The sequence below is a fragment of the Bacillus sp. AFS017336 genome (assembly GCF_002555445.1).
Classification (GTDB): Bacteria; Bacillota; Bacilli; order Bacillales; family Bacillaceae_G; genus Gottfriedia.
This window is the reverse complement of record NZ_NUCO01000009.1, coordinates 22,134-41,897: the sequence shown is the minus strand read 5'-3', so window position 1 is coordinate 41,897 and position 19,764 is coordinate 22,134. Positions and strand designations below refer to the sequence as shown.

Genomic DNA, 19,764 nt, shown 5'->3' with positions numbered 1-19,764 from the left:
TTAGTGATGGAGGAATTAATTTGTTTGAAGTAACAAGTTTCAAAGTTAATAATGGACAACTCGATCTGGAATTAATTAGTCAAACAAAAGTAAAATCAAAAAATGTAAACTTCGAAGTGCGTTTTAAAGATATGGAACGATTTGTTGTTGGGGCTTTTAATGAGTATTTTTCTGTACCAATGAAGAAAAAATCGGATCGATTTATATTGTCACTACCATTAGAAAGCATCACTTCTCACTTGCCGGCACCGAATCTGGAGAAACAAATCGTTTGGTTCTTTATTGAAAGTGACGGACAGTATTTTGAATGTAAGATTAATGAAAAATTTAAAAAAGATGTTCAAGAAACAAAAGAGATTCCTGTTAATGCTTATTTTGAGATGCGACTTCTATATAGAGGAAATAAAACACTTGGACTTGAATTAGCTGCAAATCCGATTAAGTCTAACATTACCTTTAAAGAACAAGTACAAAATTCATTATTATTTGAAGTAAACGGATTTATTAAGAATGTAGAAATTTCTGTAAAGAATTTTGAAGTTTATCTTAGAAAAAGAACGCATAAAAGTATTCTTCTTTATAATGATGAAGTTCGTTTATTACACAAAAAAGATAATTTGTTTGAATTACCATTAGGCCAATTTGCTGATTTTGCATTAGATGAACGAACTATTTTTGATTTTAAATTGAGAGTAAAAGAAAAAAATGTTCGAATTGAGACATTATGTAAAACGGAGTCGATCATAAAAAAATTAAATTTAGATTCTGTTTTAGATTTATCATCATCTGAATTATATACTACAGCTTCTAATACATTAGCATTAAAAATCGATAGATTGCATCCATCAATCCCTGTAGAACAGTGTATCTTAGACAATCAAAGACTAATCATCCAAATAAATGAGAAGTCTTTAAGTGGTATACAAAATAGCAATATAGAAGCAGCTTGGTATAGAGTAAATCAACTACCAAACAAATTAGAAGATCTTGTAGAATTTAAAAAGATCGAAATGGATCGTCAAAATGGTTTGCTTAGTTTAAATAGTGATTTAGGCTTACTGTTCGAAGGGATAAAAACGAACTATGAGCAAAAGTATCAATTGTTTTTACAAGTAAACAAAGGAAATGAAAAATTATTATATAATCTATCAGCAAATGAGAAATTTATGGATTCATATACAGGAGACCTTACAACTTCTGCAATAAAATGTGAGAAAAATGTATCACTTTCATTAAAACCGACGACAAGTAAAGCGATTAACCTAGGTATTTTAGGTACTTGTTTTACAAGGTCTGCTTTTAATAGTGTAGATCCATATTTTAATAAAGATTATAAAAATTACTTTAATATTGGCTACAGTTATTTCTGGGTTTCTTTATTAAGCTCAGTAAGTGAACCAATCCAATATAATAGAAGTAATTTTTCAGATATACCAGACAAAGTAGTTCGAAACATTGAAAGAGAATATTCGAAAACATTATTTACAGAATTAAAAAATGCGAAAGTGGATTATCTATTAATCGATTTCTTTGTCGATGCGCTTCATGGTGCTAGAAAGTTAAAAGATGGAAGATATCTTGGACAAAATGGTGATATGCATAAATCAGCCTACTATAAAAATCATATTCTGAAGGATACGGAGCAATTTGATTATCGTAATCCAGCGTTTATGAGTGAATGGAGAAAGGCATGTGACCAGTTTATCGATCGATTACAAGAAATAATTCCTTTAGATAAGGTTATTTTAAACATTGGTGGATTAACGGAAGAATATTTTGATGCAAAGGGATTACCTCATACTTTTTATGAGAAAAATCAATTTGTGAAAAAAGAAATCACAAACTTTAATACGACATGGAATCGAATGAATAATTATTTCTTATCGAAAGTACCAAATGCAAAAGTGATTGATATGAATGCTTATAATTATAAATCAAGTCATCATCACCCAATCAGCATGGGGCCACATCACTTTGAACATTCTTACTATAAGAGCTTAGTAGCTGAAATAGGAAAGGTTATTACATTCACCGAACAAAAATAATAAAAAAGAGGAATTATTAATTTGATTAATAATTCCTCTTTTTATTGATTAATCTTTTTGTAAGGCATTTTTCGTTTTTATAAATACTTTGCTTGTAAGACGATTGCTCTTACCTTTACGATAAATTTCTTTTAGAATGATGTTTTCTCTTAAGCGTATATACAATGTTTTATTTTTGTTCTTACTGTATAAATACTCTTTTTTATCATTTATTTCTTTAAATGTGCGTTCACAATTGTTTTGGTCAATATATTTAAAGTATTTCTTACGCATTTCCGCATACTTTTCTTCTTCTTTAAAATCACGTTTTATATACTTTTCGATCTGTACAATAAGATCTTGAACAGTTAAAGAACGTTCTCCAAATAATTCTTTCTCCATATCTAAGTAACTACCTTGGAATTTTGTATATTTATCAATATCGAATTGGAAGAATAAAGTTGGTTTCTTTTGGTAGTACATCTCCCATGCTACACTCGAATAATCTGTAATTAGCATGGATGATTTCATTAAGAATTCATTTACTTTAATTTCGCCGAATTGGTAAATATTAATTTTATCGTTTGTTGCTTTAAAATGATGTAAATGCTCCATAAACTTCGGATGTAAGAAGAAGTTTAATGTCACGTTGTAGTCCTCAAGTAATTGCTTCAATTTAGATGATGTTAATAGGTCAACATAATTCTTGAAATAATCACTTTGAATAAACTCCTCCTCTGGAATCCCATCCATCCAGGAACGCCACGTTGGCATTAAGAAAATTTCTTTTTCCCCAGGCACTGATTTATCCTGAAGTACATCCCAACGACAAAATCCTGTCACAATAATTTCGTCTTCGTCATATCCAAAATAGTCCTTGATGATATTCTTTTCATAATCAGATGTCGCAACGAACAAATCTACCGCATTTTGCTTTGTCTTCTTAAATACATAATCAACTCGTTTTAATGCTGTAACACCATGCTGTAAAAAGACAAAACGTTTTTGATCTAATGCTATCTTCAAATGCCCTTTTTGAATACGAATATCATAACTATGGCCTTTTGATTCAGAAGAAACCAATAACTTGGCAGCGTACATATATAGCATGTATTTGAAACTCATAAATTTTAAAACTTTATCTTTTTTGTCCTCTAAATTTACAATGTCAGCTGCATCTTCTTTAATAATATAATAAAAATTTTTATGCTTATTCTGTTTGTAACAATAATCAAAGAAATAATATCCATTGTCCTGGGCAGTACTTGAAAACTTCTCATATCCAAGCCATATATCCTTTTTATCAAAGAATGGCTTAAAAAGCTTATACGTAAAGTAAGCTAGCTTTTCTTTTCGTTTATATGGTGCCGTTTCATAGTCTGCTCTTTCTCGATAGCAAAACGCAATTGCGTTATCCCCAGCCACATATGGATAAATCATATATTGATCTTGTAGTACCGTTTCATATCGAAGAATGTTTTTATTGATTGAATATTTTAGCTCAGGAACTGGATTTTTTAGTTTGATATAAACATCCTCATTATTGATTGTCACGATTACAAATAAGTCCCAATAAAATGGGATAAAATCAAAGTTCGTAAAGTCGAAACTGAACATAATCTCATTTATATTATTAATTTCTTTCTTTGAACTGATTGGAATGCTATATTCGGATTCAATTGCTTTATTTCGAAGTTTTAACCTTATTTCTTTAATCGTGTAGTCTACTGGTTCTAATATTTCTAAATTCATCCGAATATTAATATTGCTATTATTTAGCTTCAAGTCTAAAACTGAAATTCTACTTTTATATTTTTCGTTAAAAAGGAATTGTAATGGTCGTATGACGATTGCTATTTCTTGTTTTAACGTTAAATAAGGAGTGATAATATTCGAATTAACTAGCCCGCCTTCATTTTGAGACACTTCTGAGATTCCTTCAAAATTTAGATATGGTAAATATCTTTCTGAATTTGATTCCACCATTTTATCAAGCCAGACAAGCTTACCTTCGATGATCAAATTTTCAGTTTGAAATTCAATATATAAATCCCATCTTGAAATGACATTTATGAAATCCATTCCAAACGGTATGAGATTCATTTGAATTTCATTATTTTCTAGTAATTGATAGGGTAAATCATAATAGATCGATGAATTTCTTTCTCGCAAGAAGAATGTAACATGCTCTCTTTTTAACAGTTCATTCTCTAATAATTTCAAATGGAAACTGTCTTTTTTAATCGAAAATGAACTGATTTCAAATTGAGTATTAAATTTAAAGTTATGAATTTCGTTAAATTGTCTTGTGAGATCATACGTTGGACCATGTAATAGTGAAAGTTGGTTATCTTCATTTAGATAGAGGATTGATCTAGATTCATCAGACGAGCTATAAGTGAATCGATCGTTCCTAGATTTTTGATTAAAAAGTAATTGATAAAAAATTGAATTTGAGTCAGTTAAATATAATTTACACTGATATTTAAAATCTTTAGAGAAATTTAGTTCATTTAAATTTATTGTTAATTCGTATATGAAATCAATTTGCTTGATATCTATAGGCAATGACTGCTGAAATTTTTGTTCACTATCCACCAAAATTAATTCCATTTCATTTAATGATTGAATAGGATTCATTATTCTCAAAATGATTGTATTATCTATAAATGTGTACTTTTCCACATAAATACTTTCCATAAAAAAGAGACCTCCAAAAAGATTTCATATCTAATTTTAATACTATTTTGTCTTAGTAATTGTGATTTCATTACAGAGTGTTTAAACTTTCTTTACATTAAAGTGTTCTAATTATTAATTTTAGTAAATGATATAAAGTAATTTAGCTTTTCAACTATGACATTTCTTTCAGGAAAAACAAGTTTGTGATAAAATAGTTAAAGCAATTTACATGTAGAATTATGTCTAAATTAGGATTGTTTATGACCTTGGAGGTGTACGAAATAAATTGTATAGAAAGAAGATTCTGTTGATTTCCCAGCATTTTTATCCAGAAATAGGGAGTGCGGCAAATCGATTAAAAAACATTTATTTAGAATTAAAAGAAAAAAATTATGAAGTAAAGGTGTTAACGTTACAACCTAGATATCCTAGTCGTGAGCTTTACGAGGACAAGAGCTTTTGGAATGAACCGTTAATGGATGAATCTGATTTTATTCGAATTGATCCTTCAATAAAAACACATTCAGGTAATATTGTAAAAAGACTATATCTTTACATAGAAGTAATGATTCGATTTATTTTTTCAATCTTGTTATTACGCAAGGAGTATGACGCGGTTTTTGTAACATCACCGCCTATTTTTGTTGGGGTAGCAGGGTTAATTGCAAAATGGAAATTAAAAGCGCCTTTAATAGTAGACATTAGAGACTTATGGCCAGAGTCTTTAACAGGTGTAAAATTATTTACAAACCGTTTTATATTAAATACAGCTTATAAAGTAGAAGAAATTCTTTATAAAAAAGCAGATCGTATCATCGTTAATAGTCTAAGTTTTGTTAATTATATGACTGGAAAAGGTGTGCCGAAAGAGAAAATCTCATTTATGCCTAATTCATTAACAGAAGAAGAGTTAAATGGCAATGTGCCAGTAGTAAAGTCAGAAGGCGATCATGTAAATGTCATTTATACTGGGAATCTTGGTATGGCACAAGATATTCAAAAGTTAATCAAAGTCATTGAAAAAATGAAAGATGAATCGAAAGTTCGATTTATTATATTAGGTTACGGCTATCATTCGAATGACTTACAAAGAATAATTAATGAAAAGAATTTAACGAATGTTACAATCCATTCTGCGAAATCGCGTAAAGAAACATTAGATTTAGTATCAAATTCTGATATTGCTTATGTAAGCTTAGTTGATCAAGATGTTTTTAAAACAGTACTACCTGGTAAAATCATTGATTATATGTGTGTGAAAAAACCGATTATTGGTGATGTTTCCGGCTATGCGAGTGATATTATTCGTTCTGCGGATTGTGGGATTGTTTCAGATGTAAACACTGTAGAAGAATTAGTAAAAAATATAACAATTCTAGCAAATGATCGAGCGCTTAGAAAGCAATACGGTGAAAACGGATATAACTACGCATTTGAAAACTTACGTTGGAAAACAAATATTTCTGTATTAACTAGATTATTGGAGGAAATCCATGAATAAAAAGGTGTGTGCTTTTGTATTTAATCACTTTACGAATGATGCAAGGGTGCTTAGAGAATGTTCTGCTTTAGCAGAAGTAGGATATGAAGTTGATTTAATCGCGTTGCATGATGATTCGCCAACCTTACCAAAAAAAGAGCGACGTGAAGAAGGTTTTAATGTTATTCGCGTGAATAATCGTTTACCTTTTGGAATTTACCATCTAGTCTATTTTACCGGTAAAATTATGAACGCAATAAAGAAAAGTTCAGCAATGAAAATTTTAGCTGTACTTCTTGTATTAGCCGGTTTGTTTTTTGCGACGATCCCTACAATTATTATTGCGATTATAATTGGTTTATTTGGAAATCGTTATATGAAAGTGCTTTTAACAAGAGGATATAATATTCTTCAAATGATTGGATATGGCTTAAAGAAAGATTATGATGTATATCATGCGAACGATTTAAACACTTTACCACAAGGAATTATTTGTGCAAAGCTATTTAAAAAAAGTAAATTAATTTACGATTCTCATGAAGTGCAATCAAGTCGATCAGGTTATGAAAATCCGATATTTGGTAAAATTGAAAAGTTCTGCATTCGATATATTGATATTATGATTCATGAAAACAATACGAGAGCGAAATATACTCAAGATCTTTATGATATTGAATACCCAGAAGTAATCCACAACTATCCTTTCGTTTCAAAACCAGAGGAAAATCTTTCAGTTAATTTAAATGAACGACTAGGTTTACCGAAAGATGAACCAATCTTGTTGTATCAAGGTGGTATTCAAAAAGGTAGAGGCTTAGAGCTGATTGTAAAGGCAACACCGTTATTTAAAAAAGGGACAGTTGTTTTTATTGGTGACGGCAAAATTAAACCAACACTATTACAAATGGTTGATGAGCAAAAACTGCATGATCGTATTAAATTTATCGATAAAGTTCCAGTAGATGAATTATTGAGCTACACACGAAATGCTTATTTAGGTTTCCAAATCTTAAATAATATTAACTTTAACCATTACTCTGCATCTTCAAATAAATTATTTGAATATCTGATGAGTGGTGTTCCAGTAGTAGCTTGTAGTTTTCCTGAAATTCAAAAAGTTGTAGAAGGAGAACATACTGGTGTGTGTGTAGATTCACATGATATTAATTCAATTGCTGAAGGTGTAAATTATTTATTAGATCATCCTGAAGAAAGAAATGAAATGAGCCAAAATTGTTTAGTAGCTCGACACAAATATAATTGGGATGAAGAGAAGAAAGTATTTATTGGAATATACGATAAAGTATTAAATAACAAGCAAAAACAGTTAGCTAGTTAATTGATTAGACTAGTGATGAAATATTCCTCCTAAGGAGTGCAATTTGAATGACTGCTTATAAGGTTAGTGTCATTGTAATTAACTATAATAAAGAAAACTATATCGAAGAATGCCTACGATCCGTTGCTAAGCAGTCACTCAATCAGATTGAATGTGTTATTGTAGATGATGGTTCAACTGATGGAAGCTTAGATATAATAGAAAAATTTGTTGAAAAACATAAGAATTTTAAACTAGTGAAACAAGCAAATAGTGGACCAAGTGCGGCTAGAAACAATGGAATTAAAAATGCTACAGGTGAATACTTAGCGTTTTTAGATGGAGATGATTGGGCATTTCCAAATGCTTATGAGCAGTTATATAAGCTTGCTAAAAAGCATCAAGCGGATAGTGCTGTAGGTAATATTCTTTGTTTTAATGAAATGAAGTCCTATCGCTTAAACTATATGAACGAATTGTTTTTAAGAAAGCTTCCTGTAGTGCGACAGATCCTAAAAAATTCTGAATTAGTTAAAACTCCTTCTGCAAGTAATAAGTTATTTAAAAGAGACATGATTGTTTCTAATCAAATTTTATTTGATACCGATTTACGAGTTGGTGAAGATTTATTATTTACGCAAAAAGGACTAATTCAATCGAATAAAACAGTTGTAAAAGATATTGATGTGATTGGTTATCGTGTAAATGATTCAAATTCAAGCCTGATTAAGGCCGGTAGCATCAATTTCTTTACCCAACTTGTTGACTTACAACAAAAATTATCGGAGTATTATAAGTCACATAAAATACAAGATCAATTAATTCATATTGAACGCCGACAGTTACAGTTCTTCATAGATTCTATTTTTCTAAAAGGGAATAGCTTACCTGATGATGAAAAAATAGAGTTAGCTCAGGCTGGACAACAGTATTTAGCAGCTCTTACGAATCAGGAATTACTAGTAAATGAATTAAATGAGACGAAAGCATTCTTATGTCACTTAATGAATCAAAACGATGGTATTAGTTTACAAAAGTGGATTGAGATCATAAATGATCTATCGATTCAAAAAGAAAATGTGATTGCTGGAGATAAAATTTACTCTTATTTGATAAACTATTTTCCACAATATAAAGATCAGTTAATCATCAATGATCTTGTTATTAATCATGTATTAGAAGATATCAGTTTACATGGTGATCGTTTAACGATTAGAGGATATGCGTTTATTAAGAATCTATCAACAGAGGATGTTAAGAAGGAATTTGTTTTTCGAAATCAAAAGGGTAATGAAAAAATAATTGAGCTTCGACCAATGTTAAGAACAGACGTTACCTTTATGGAAAGTAAAAATACAAGCAATTATAACTGGGCAGGTTATGAAACAGTTGACGTTTCTTTACTAGAAGTATTAGGGAACGGAAAATGGGATTTATTTATCCGATTAAAAAAAGACCGACTAGTAGTTGAGCAGCCTGTCATTGTTTTTTTAACGCAACATCGAAACAAGATGAAGCCATCATCAGTTTCAGGAAAACAGCTGATTGCACAATTCAGTAACCTAAAATTATCCATATTAATAAGAAATAAAACAGCGAAGAACGGGCTAAATCTTTGGATTTCTAATATGAAGCGCACAGTAAGAAGTGATGCAGCTTTCCTATTTAAAAAAGATTTTCATAGTCTATTTGCTGTCATTCTTTATAAATTATTTGGTTGGTATTTTAGAAGTAAAAAAATATGGTTGGTCGGGGAAAGACGTGACACTGCTCAGGATAACTCATATCATCTATATAAATATATTCGAACAAATCATCCAGAAATAAATTGTTATTACATTATTGATAAAAATTCACCTGATTATCGACATGTGCAGGATTTAGGAAATATTATACAATTTGGTAGTTTCCTTCATAGTTTTTATATGTTGGTTTGTATTAAAACGATTAATAGTTACGCTGAGCATGCAAATATGTACACTCAAACTTATAAAAATGTGAATAGGCAATATCCTGAATGGCAGCAGAATAAAAAGATTTTTATTCAACATGGTGTCATAGGGGTGAGTCGAGTAAATCAAGCACTTAATAAAAATGAGTATGGCTATTCATTGTTTGTTACGTCATCTGAATTTGAAAGAAACCATATTATTGAAGAATTTGGCTATAAAGAAGATGAAGTAGTTGTTACAGGATTGGCAAGATGGGATGCGTTAAAGGACACTAGTACTGGAAACGAAATTTTGTTCATGCCAACTTGGCGCAATTGGATTAAATTTAGAGATGCACTTGAAGATTCAAGATATATGAAGTCATTAATATTATTTTTAAGTAATAAAAAACTTCATCATCTATTAGAAAAATACAATAAGACAATTACGTTTTACCCACATTATCAAACACAGCTTCTTTGGGGAGAATTACCGTTTTTCCATGAACGTATTCATATTGTCAAACAAGGGGAAGAAACAGTTCAAAATCTATTAAAGCGTCATAGCTTGTTAATTACAGATTATTCAACTGTCTCATTTGACTTTGTTTATATGGAAAAGCCAGTCATATTTTATCAATTTGATTATGATGAATTTTACTCAAGACATTATAATGAAGGTCCGATCAATCATAAAACGGATCTATTTGGAAAAGCGTGCGATACAGAAGACGAAGTGCTATCTGAGTTAGAACGTATCATTAATCACAACATGAAAATTGATGAGGATTATCTGATCAAGAGTAATAAATTTATGAATCGAAATAACTCATTACATACTGAAGCAATCTTTCATGAAATTTTGAAAAGAACATGATTCTATGTACAAGGAGGGATATTCTTATTTTATATGCAAAAGGCTATTAGAGCACTAAACGAAGATCCAAAGTTAGCGTTTGAAGAGTTTAAAAAGTTCATAATGAATGAAGAGCAAGTAGAGTTTGATATCTTTCATCTAATTAATATAAAGAAAAAAAATATATATATTGAAGATTTATATTTCATATTAAAAGACACATTTAGTCAGTATGATTTAAGTCAAATCTTTGTCTACGATTATGTTTTTGCAAAATTAATTTTACAAAAAGAGTTTAAAAAAGCAGTTACATTTTCTGAGTTAATAAATAGTTTAGACCAATATACTACTGATCTAGATTATTCTATTTTTAAGATTAAGAAAATAAATACAACAGTATTGTTTACTTATTCTTATGGTAATGAACTAGTAGAAGTTGATATATCAGACTGGTTGGAAACAGCCCATTTTGAAAATCAGATTATCGATATTGAAAAATTGGAGAATAAACTAGTAATTAGAGGAAATGCTTTTTTTCAAGGTATTAATTTAATAAATGATGAAGATATTGAGCATCAATTAATCATTAAGGATTCAAATAATAAGTCAAAAACTATTCAGATAAAAAGGGCACGCACAAACTATTTCAATAGTTCTAGATATAATTATTGCGCAGGTGGTTATGAGTTCCATATTAATTTGGATGATTTTTCTAATGTAGGCAATTACGATGTAACACTTGAAACGGTTTGCTATGGACGAGTTATTAAAAGTAAGTTAAAATATGCAATCAATGTGAGAAAAAATTATCAATTTAACAATAATTTAACGATTGTTAATAAAAAATTAAAACTTAATCTATTACATAAATCACATTTTTCTTTTAAAATAGAACCTGTGTCTTTTGTTAATAGCGTTATAAAAAATGTAATTACACGTAGTAAAGAAAAAAAGATATTGATTTCAAGGTTTTTTCATAATCCCAAAAACACCACATGGGAAAAGATAAATTTTGCTATCATTATCATATTTATTGAGTTATTTGGTTATACAATAGGTAACCGAAAGTTTACAATTATCAGTGAAAAATTAGCTGATAGTACAAATGATAACGGCTTTGCATTTTTTCAATATTGTCGTGAACGTTCTGATGCTAGTAATATTTATTATCTACTAAGAAAAGATGCAAAAAATTATAATGAGATAAAGAAATTAGGTAATGTAATCCCATATAATGGCTTTAAACATTTTCTCTTTTCTATTTTCGCTAAGACAATTATTAGCACAGATAATGTAAAAATATTAATTCCAAAAGAACTTAGGGACATTAGTCATGCTAATCTTGTATTTATTGGTCATGGTGTAACCTTATTTAAAAAGGTTGACCATGTTTATCATGCAAGTAGGGGAGTAGCTAATCAAATAATTGTTTCTACGGATCAAGAGAAGGAAATCTTTATTAGACACTTTGGATATGAACCGAATAATGTTTTTGTTACAGGTTTGCCACGTACATCATATTTAATGAATCATTTGACTGAAAAAGTTATACTAGTTATGTTTACTTGGCGAACAGAAATAAAAAGTAAAGAAGATTTTTTACAAAGTGAATTCTTCTATAGATTAAAAGGTTTGTTACTTAACAAAGAGTTATTAAAAAAATTAGAATCCAACAATGTCTCGTTAAAAGTCTTAGTTCATCCAAGAATGATCGAATATGTTGATTTAATGCCTAAACTACATAACCGAATCATATTGGAAAAGCTGACAGAAACAGATGTGAAACAAGCTATTGAGAATAGTAGTATGTTGATAACAGATTATTCGAGTATTTTATTTGATTTTATTTATTTAAAAAAACCGATTATAATGTATGGTTTTGATTATTTAAATGCTAATTATTCAGTTAGTAGAGATTATATGAATAGTACATTAGCTGATGTTTTCTTTGAAACTGAAAAAGAAGTTCTCCAAAGGATGAACAAATATATAGAAGAAGATTTTATACTTGATCAACGTACTTACAGTCGCTATTCACATTTAGTGAATAGTCATCAAAATAGTGTTAATCTATTATACGATGTACTAGAAAATAAGATGTGAAATAGATCAAAGTCGATTCAGTGTTCAAACTGATTACAACGACTTTGTTTTGATTGAGTGATTTCAATTGAAAGAGGTAGAATTTATGAAAATATGTACAATTGGATTAGGATATATAGGATTACCAACTTCTGCCATGTTCGCTAAATATGGTAATGAAGTAGTAGGTGTGGATATTAATAAAAGTGTTATTGATAAATTAAATGCAGGGGAAATTCATATAGAAGAGCCTGGATTAGGTGAAGTTGTAAAAGATGTTGTTAATAAGGGGAACTTTAGAGCTTCTTTACAACCTGAACACGCTGATGCATTCATTATTGCAGTACCGACTCCAAATATTGAAGATGAACATAAATCTTGTGATTTAGGCTTTGTATTATCAGCGGTTAAATCGACAATACCATTTTTACAAAAAGGTAATGTCTTAATTGTTGAATCAACAATTGCACCAAGAAGTATGGATGATTTCGTTAAGCCACTTGTAGAGGAAGCTGGCTTTAAAGTGGGCGAAGATATTTTCCTAGTACATTGCCCAGAACGAGTTTTACCTGGACAAATTATGGATGAATTAATCAATAATAATCGAATTGTTGGTGGAATTACACCAGCATGTTCAGAAGCTGGGGCGAATGTATATCGCACTTTCGTAAAAGGCGAAATTATTAAAACAGATGCAAAAACAGCAGAAATGTCCAAATTAATGGAGAATACATTTAGAGATGTAAATATTGCCCTTGCTAACGAATTAACAAAGGTTTGTAATTCATTAGACATTAACGTATTAGACGTGATTCAAATGGCTAATAAGCATCCTCGAGTAAATATTCATTCACCAGGTCCTGGTGTTGGTGGACATTGCTTAGCTGTTGACCCATATTTTATCGTTGCAAAATCACCAGATTTAGCAAATATTATCAAACTATCTCGTGACACAAATGTATCTATGCCACAATATGTAGTAGACAGTGTTAAAAAACTATTAGTAGGCATAGAAAATCCAAAAGTTGCAGTATTTGGAATTACTTATAAAGGTAATGTAGATGATATTCGTGAAAGTCCGGCAATGGATATCATTGATTTATTAAATAATGAAGAGATGAACATTTCAATTCATGATCCACATGTACACTCAAACAAGATTCAATTAAGTTCGATGGAGGAAGCAGTAGAAGGTGCTCACTTAATCTTAGTCTTAACGGATCATAATGAATTTAAGAATATGGACTTTGAATCAATCTCGAAACAGATGGAAAATAGAATGTTGTTTGATACTAAAAACTGTGTTCCGCCAGTTAACGGTGGGGAGTTAGCGTATGTAAATTTTGGGAATTTATATAAGTATACAAATGAGAACGTGGTTGAGGTATGAAGAATTTAACTACAATCTTTAAAGAGCATTTTAGCAATTTCTATATGATTGGACGTTTATCCAATTATGAGATGAAAAAGGAATTCGCTGATAGCCAATTAGGTACGGTCTGGGCTTTTATTAATCCTCTTCTACAAATTGGTGTATACTGGTTAATATTCGGTACTGGTATTAGAAAGGGACTACCTGTTGACGGGATTCCATTCATCTTTTGGATGCTATGTGGATTAATTCCTTGGTTCTTCATTAGTTCGTCAATTTTACAAGGCTCTAGTGCCATCTTTAATCGACTTAATACAGTGTCAAAAATGAATTTCCCATTAAGTATTATCCCGACATATGTTATACTTTCGAGATTTTATACACATTTGTTTATGCTTGCGTTATTATTAATTAGCGTAGTTTTTAGTCAAGGTTTTGGACATATCAATGTACTTTCTTTACTGTACTTTATGTTCGTAAACTTACTATTTGCGACATGTTTAGCTTTAGTTTCATCAACGCTTTCAACATTAATACGTGATATTCACTTATTAATCCAGTCTACAACTAGAATGTTGTTATACTTAACGCCAATCTTATGGGTACCTCGTTCTGGAGGAACCCTTCAAAAAATTATGATGTTAAATCCGTACTACTATATTGTAACTGGCTATCGTAGATCGATACTATATAATGACTATCATATGATTTTTTCATTGTATTCAGTTTACTTTTGGTGTTTTATGTTAGCTTTATTAATTTTTGGAGCTGTAATTCATATTAAATTTAGAAAATCATTTGTTGATATTTTATAAAAACTTTTCTATGTTTAATGAATAAGTAGAGAGTTAGTCGAGCGTAGTTTTAAATTAAATAGCTCGGATCGTAGGTGAGAAAATTGGTCAAAAAAGTAATTTTTCGTAATGTGTCGAAGAAATTTAAAATGTATAGTAAGCCAACAGATAAATTAAAAGATTTATTCTTTGGTGGTAAAAGTGGAGAATATTTTCATGCACTTCAAGATGTTTCTTTTGAAGTAAATCAAGGCGAAATCGTCGGGATCATTGGATTGAATGGTTCAGGTAAGAGTACAATGTCAAATTTAATTGCAGGTGTTACAATTCCGAACGAAGGTGAAGTTGAAGTAAACGGGATGGCAACATTGATTGCTATTCAGGCTGGATTAGATAACCGACTAACTGGACTTGAGAATATTCGCTTAAAAGGATTAATGATGGGATTAAGCAAAAGTCAAATCGATGAAATTATTCCTAAAGTAATTAAATTTGCAGAAATCGGTAAATTTATTAATCAACCTGTAAAAACATATTCAAGTGGAATGCGTTCTCGTCTAGGATTTGCCATATCAGTAAATATTGACCCAGATATTATGGTTGTCGATGAAGCATTATCTGTTGGTGACCCTACATTTACAAAACGATGCTTAGATAAAATGAATGAATTCAAAGAGCAAGGAAAGACAATATTCTTTATCAGTCATTCTCTAAGCCAAGTGAAAAGTTTTTGTACAAAAGCACTGTGGATGCACTATGGTACAGTTCGTGAATATGGTGAATGTGCAGAAACATGTGAAAATTATCAAAGTTTTCTAACTGAATACAATAAACTTTCAGCTGAAGAAAGAGAATTAGATCGAGAAAAGCATATGAAATTAACTGTTAGTTAATTAATAAAAATTAGGAGACCAATATAATTGGTTTCCTAATTATATTTATAAAAATAAACAAAAAGTTTCGTATGGAACATAGGAGGAAGTATACTCTTGAATAAAGTAAGAAAAGCAATTATACCAGCAGCAGGACTAGGAACACGTTTCTTACCTGCAACAAAAGCTATGCCGAAAGAAATGTTACCTATCGTAGATAAACCTACTATTCAATATATCGTTGAAGAAGCTATTGCAGCTGGAATTGAAGATATAATTATTGTAACAGGAAAAGGAAAGCGCTCTATTGAAGATCATTTTGATATTTCAATCGAATTAGAACAAAACTTATTAGAGAAAAAGAAATTCGATATACTTGAAAGAGTACAAGCACCATCTAAAGTTGAAATTCACTATATTAGACAAAAAGAGCCAAGAGGTTTAGGTCACGCAGTTTGGTGTGCTCGTAAATTTATTGGTGACGAGCCATTCGCAGTACTACTTGGCGATGACATCATTCAATCAGATGTTCCATGTGTTGAACAATTAATTAATCAATACGAGTTAACACACTCTTCAGTGATCGGTGTACAAGAAGTACCTGAAGACGAAGCTTACCGCTATGGAGTAATTGACCCAGTTGAACAAGATGGCCGCCGCTATCAAGTACGTAACTTCGTTGAAAAGCCAGCTAAAGGTACACAACCATCAAACTTAGCAATCATGGGACGTTACTTATTAACACCTGAAATCTTTGAATTCCTAGAAGAACAAGAAGTAGGAGCAGGTGGAGAAATCCAATTAACTGACGCAATTCAAAAGCTGAATAAAATCCAAAGAGTATTTGCATACGACTTCGAAGGCAAACGCTACGACGTTGGTGAAAAACTAGGATTCATCACAACTTCAATCGATTTCGCACTACAACGCGATGACTTAAAACACGATTTAATGGCATATATAAAACAAAAAATCGATGAAATCGAAAACTAAACAAAATTAAAAACTAATTCGTATGGAGTTTCATATGCAGAAAAATAGTTCTATTAACACTGTAATCAAATATTGGTTACCAGTTATTCTAATAGCCGGTATTATATTCTATTCTTCGGCTACACCGTACGAAAAGCAAGACATAAGACCAGAAATCAGTCATATGAAATTTCTATATGACATGATGGAGCATTTCGACTTTGTTCACTTTAATTATGCTGGAGAAGAGGTAAGTATCAAAAGCTTGGGAGTCCCAGGATTTACAGAATTCTTTATCCGAAAACTCTCCCACTTCACCATCTACCTACTACTAGCATTTTTTTCAATAAGACTATCAAGACTTTATTTCAAAAGATATTACCTAGTAGGAATTCTTATCGCAGCCATCTACTCAATGGGCGACGAATTCCACCAATCATTTACAGCGGGTCGTACGCCGCTAGTTCAAGATGTCGTAATTGATTGCATCGGCGCAATGGTTGGGGCTTGTTTGTATTATCTTATTAATAAAAGGCATAATGCTAGAGTACAGAAAACCATTAGAGTTTAATCTAATGGTTTTTTTTGTGTGATTTGGGTCTTATTAAACGGAGGAGGTTGGGGCATTGTGGAGGGGATTTAGTGATATACGTAGAAGCTGTGAATGTGGATGAAATCTAGTGATTAACGCAGAAGCAACTTGTGTCAATATGGATGAAATCTAGTGAAATGGGCAAAAAGCAGTGGCATTGAGGGAGAAATCTAATGAAAAAGGTAGAATGCAGTGGCGTTGAGGGGGAAATCTAATGAAAAAGGTAGAAAGCAGTGGCGTTGAGGGCGAAATCTATTGAAATACGCGAAAGCCTGTGGCTTTATGCACGAAATCTATCCATTTACGCACAAAACCCAATGATTTATGCACAAAATCCGCTGATTTACGCACAAACCCACTGATTGCAATGCCCGCCAAGTATCATATCAACAAAAAATCCGATATATCAACAAAAGTCAGTACTATATCAACAAAAACTAATGCTTTATCAACAAAGTTCACAGCTCTATCAATAAAGTACACAAAGTGTTCGCATATCCAACTAGATCCAGCAGTTATCTACTTACAAAAAATGGAAATGTGTTTTATAATGGGAAAGGGAAATGTTTCCAATATTTCCTAAATTAAGTTGCTTTATTACATACAAGGGGGAACGAATGATGTCATTATTAAGTGCTTCACTATGGGCGGTAGGAATTATATTATCATGTGCATTAACTTTAAAGATTACTGGTAGTGGTTTTAAAGCGAAAAAAACTGAAGAATAAGCATTGTCTATATTTTGAGGCCATTAGAGGATTATCTAATGGCTTTTTTGCAGTGCTGCCAAGTGTTATATCAACAAAAAAAACGATTATCAACAAGAACCACTACTATATCAACAAAAATCAATGTTATATCAACAAAAAAACCGATATATCAACAAAAACCAATGCGTTATCAACAAAGTTCACAGCTTTATCAATAAAGTACACAAAGTATTCGCTATTTCCAGCTGCATCGCGCCGTTTTCGCTAGCCTGACAGACAATGCTAGATCCTTCGCTAACCGATTCCCGCACACAAAAAAATCTTATCTAACCTCCAGTTAGATAAGATTCCATCTCTTACAATTTAATGAAATTAGGTTCTGTGCCGGCTTTTTCTACATAGCCGATTTTAACAGGATTCATTTGAATTAAAACATAGTTAGGGTCTTCTGGACCTTCTAGCCATTTAGACAATTCTTCAGTCCAAACTTTCTCTTCGGCACTTGGATTTTCAATTATTTCGGCCTTTGCAAACATTTCTACAAAGTTGTCGTCTAATCGATCTCCGTCGTGGCCTAGTAGTATATGTACATTTGGATTATTTTTTATATCATCTATTTTTTGTGAATTCTTATTAGTAGCGATATAAGGTGTTAGGCCTTTAAAGAAAAATATCATGTAGCAGCTATGTGGAAAGTCTTCGCGAATGGTCGTAAATAGACCTAATTGCTTCGCTTTTAATACTTTCATAATATTTTGTTGAATCATTTTTAAATAACTCCCTTCAAGTTCGAAAGATGAGCTGGTCGCTGGATTCTACCATGTTCATCTCCAACATTAGTAATTCTAGTTCTCGAGGTTATAATCCTTTTCTTAATTTCGGTAAAACTAAACTTTTATCTGCATTTACTCATCAACAGTTTAAGTGTTTGTTAATTGTTTTACATTTAAACCTATTTTTTTAATCCTTTTGCATATGATATTTAGTAAGGAAAATTATTTAGGAGGTTATTATGGCTCATCGTTTGTTTTTTATTGTTACTTTTATCGGTGTTCCATTATCGGTAATTGGGAGCTTGATGCATTGGAGTGAAATTCTTTTATTTATCATTTACTGTATAACGATTATTGGATTAGCTGGCATTATGGGAAGAGCGACAGAGAGCTTAGCGATCGCAGCTGGCCCACGAATTGGGGGACTTTTAAATGCGACATTTGGTAATGCGGTAGAGTTAATTATTGCGATATTTGCATTGCAAAATGGATTATCAGAAGTAGTTTTGGCATCGTTAACGGGTTCTGTTATTGGAAATTTACTTCTTGTAGGTGGTCTATCGTTTTTTGTTGGGGGATTAAAGTATAAGCGTCAAAGCTTTAATGTTTATGATGCGAGGCATAATTCAGGTTTACTAATTTTTGCAGTTGTACTAGCCTTTGTCATTCCAGAAATTTTTTCAGTTAAGATGACCGCTAATGAAACGATGACGCTTAGTGTAGGGGTTTCGATTGTTTTAATGATTTTATATTTAGCGGCATTATTATTTAAATTAGTTACGCATCGTGGAGTTTATGTTGCAAAAAATCAAGAGATCATAGAGGAACATGAAGAAGCTGAGTGGGGAACAACGAAAGCTATGATTGTTTTAGCTTTAGCTACTATAGCAGTGGGCTATGTTTCTGAGAAGCTTGTTCATACATTTACGACCGTTGGCGACAAATTTGGATGGACTGAGCTATTTATCGGTATTATCGTTGTTGCAATCGTTGGTAATGCTGCTGAGCATGCGTCTGCAATTGTGATGGCATTTAAAAATAAGGTAGGGGTTTCAGTAGAAATCGCTGTTGGTTCTTCACTACAAATTGCAATGTTTGTTGCGCCTGTGTTAGTTATTTGCTCATTATTTATAGGTGAGAGAATGCCTTTAATTTTCTCGATGCCTGAATTGGTTTCTATGATTACATCCGTATTTTTAACAATTGCCATAATGAACGATGGTGATACGAACTGGTTTGAAGGGCTAACTTTATTAGCTGCCTATTTCATCATGGGGATCGGCTTCTATTTATTATAAAAATTAAAA

At 31.3% G+C, this 19,764-nt stretch carries 12 protein-coding genes and 1 pseudogene; 11 read left to right on the top strand and 2 right to left on the bottom strand.

What is annotated here, in order from left to right; genetic code table 11:
- Window positions 1–20 precede the first annotated feature (20 nt).
- On the top strand, window positions 21–2,045 hold the full coding sequence (locus tag CN601_RS03755; RefSeq protein ID WP_098170115.1) for a DUF6270 domain-containing protein: 2,025 nt from the start codon (window positions 21–23) through the stop codon (window positions 2,043–2,045).
- Between the two features lie 48 nt (window positions 2,046–2,093).
- Here CN601_RS03755 and CN601_RS03750 read toward each other — a convergent pair whose 3' ends face one another.
- A complete protein-coding gene (locus tag CN601_RS03750; RefSeq protein ID WP_098170114.1) occupies window positions 2,094–4,724 on the bottom strand; it encodes a CDP-glycerol glycerophosphotransferase family protein in 2,631 nt (876 codons plus the stop codon).
- A gap of 268 nt (window positions 4,725–4,992) precedes the next feature.
- On the opposite strand from CN601_RS03750, the gene CN601_RS03745 reads away from it, so the two are divergent.
- From CN601_RS03745 to CN601_RS03705, 9 genes and pseudogenes are all read left to right on the top strand, one after another.
- Window positions 4,993–6,207, top strand: coding sequence for a glycosyltransferase family 4 protein (locus CN601_RS03745; RefSeq protein WP_098170113.1), 1,215 nt, complete (start codon window positions 4,993–4,995; stop codon window positions 6,205–6,207).
- Complete coding sequence (locus CN601_RS03740; protein ID WP_098170112.1) at window positions 6,200–7,525, top strand: glycosyltransferase; 1,326 nt, start codon at window positions 6,200–6,202, stop codon at window positions 7,523–7,525. The genes CN601_RS03745 and CN601_RS03740 overlap by 8 nt, the downstream gene beginning before the upstream one ends.
- A gap of 47 nt (window positions 7,526–7,572) precedes the next feature.
- On the top strand, window positions 7,573–10,311 hold the full coding sequence (locus CN601_RS03735; protein ID WP_098170111.1) for a bifunctional glycosyltransferase/CDP-glycerol:glycerophosphate glycerophosphotransferase: 2,739 nt from the start codon (window positions 7,573–7,575) through the stop codon (window positions 10,309–10,311).
- A gap of 33 nt (window positions 10,312–10,344) precedes the next feature.
- Window positions 10,345–12,393 (top strand): CDP-glycerol glycerophosphotransferase family protein, encoded by a 2,049-nt coding sequence (locus CN601_RS03730; RefSeq protein WP_098170110.1) that lies wholly within the window; start codon window positions 10,345–10,347, stop codon window positions 12,391–12,393.
- A gap of 85 nt (window positions 12,394–12,478) precedes the next feature.
- Complete coding sequence (locus tag CN601_RS03725; RefSeq protein ID WP_098117951.1) at window positions 12,479–13,762, top strand: nucleotide sugar dehydrogenase; 1,284 nt, start codon at window positions 12,479–12,481, stop codon at window positions 13,760–13,762.
- Window positions 13,759–14,559: an ABC transporter permease gene (locus tag CN601_RS03720; RefSeq protein ID WP_098117950.1), complete on the top strand. Its 801-nt coding sequence runs from the start codon at window positions 13,759–13,761 to the stop codon at window positions 14,557–14,559. The genes CN601_RS03725 and CN601_RS03720 overlap by 4 nt, the downstream gene beginning before the upstream one ends.
- A gap of 128 nt (window positions 14,560–14,687) precedes the next feature.
- Window positions 14,688–15,392, top strand: a pseudogene (locus tag CN601_RS03715) (ATP-binding cassette domain-containing protein); the annotation flags it as partial.
- Window positions 15,393–15,527: 135 nt separating this feature from the next.
- Complete coding sequence (gene galU, locus CN601_RS03710; protein ID WP_098170109.1) at window positions 15,528–16,403, top strand: UTP--glucose-1-phosphate uridylyltransferase GalU; 876 nt, start codon at window positions 15,528–15,530, stop codon at window positions 16,401–16,403.
- Between the two features lie 34 nt (window positions 16,404–16,437).
- Window positions 16,438–16,953 (top strand): VanZ family protein, encoded by a 516-nt coding sequence (locus CN601_RS03705; protein WP_179865428.1) that lies wholly within the window; start codon window positions 16,438–16,440, stop codon window positions 16,951–16,953.
- Between the two features lie 1,087 nt (window positions 16,954–18,040).
- Here the strand turns inward: CN601_RS03705 and CN601_RS03700 are convergent.
- On the bottom strand, window positions 18,041–18,451 hold the full coding sequence (locus CN601_RS03700) for a pyridoxamine 5'-phosphate oxidase family protein (RefSeq protein WP_098170108.1): 411 nt from the start codon (window positions 18,449–18,451) through the stop codon (window positions 18,041–18,043).
- A 245-nt stretch (window positions 18,452–18,696) separates the two neighbouring features.
- Here CN601_RS03700 and cax point away from each other — a divergent pair, with 245 nt between their 5' ends.
- Window positions 18,697–19,755: a calcium/proton exchanger gene (gene cax / locus CN601_RS03695; RefSeq protein ID WP_098170107.1), complete on the top strand. Its 1,059-nt coding sequence runs from the start codon at window positions 18,697–18,699 to the stop codon at window positions 19,753–19,755.
- The last annotated feature ends 9 nt before the right edge of the window (window positions 19,756–19,764 follow it).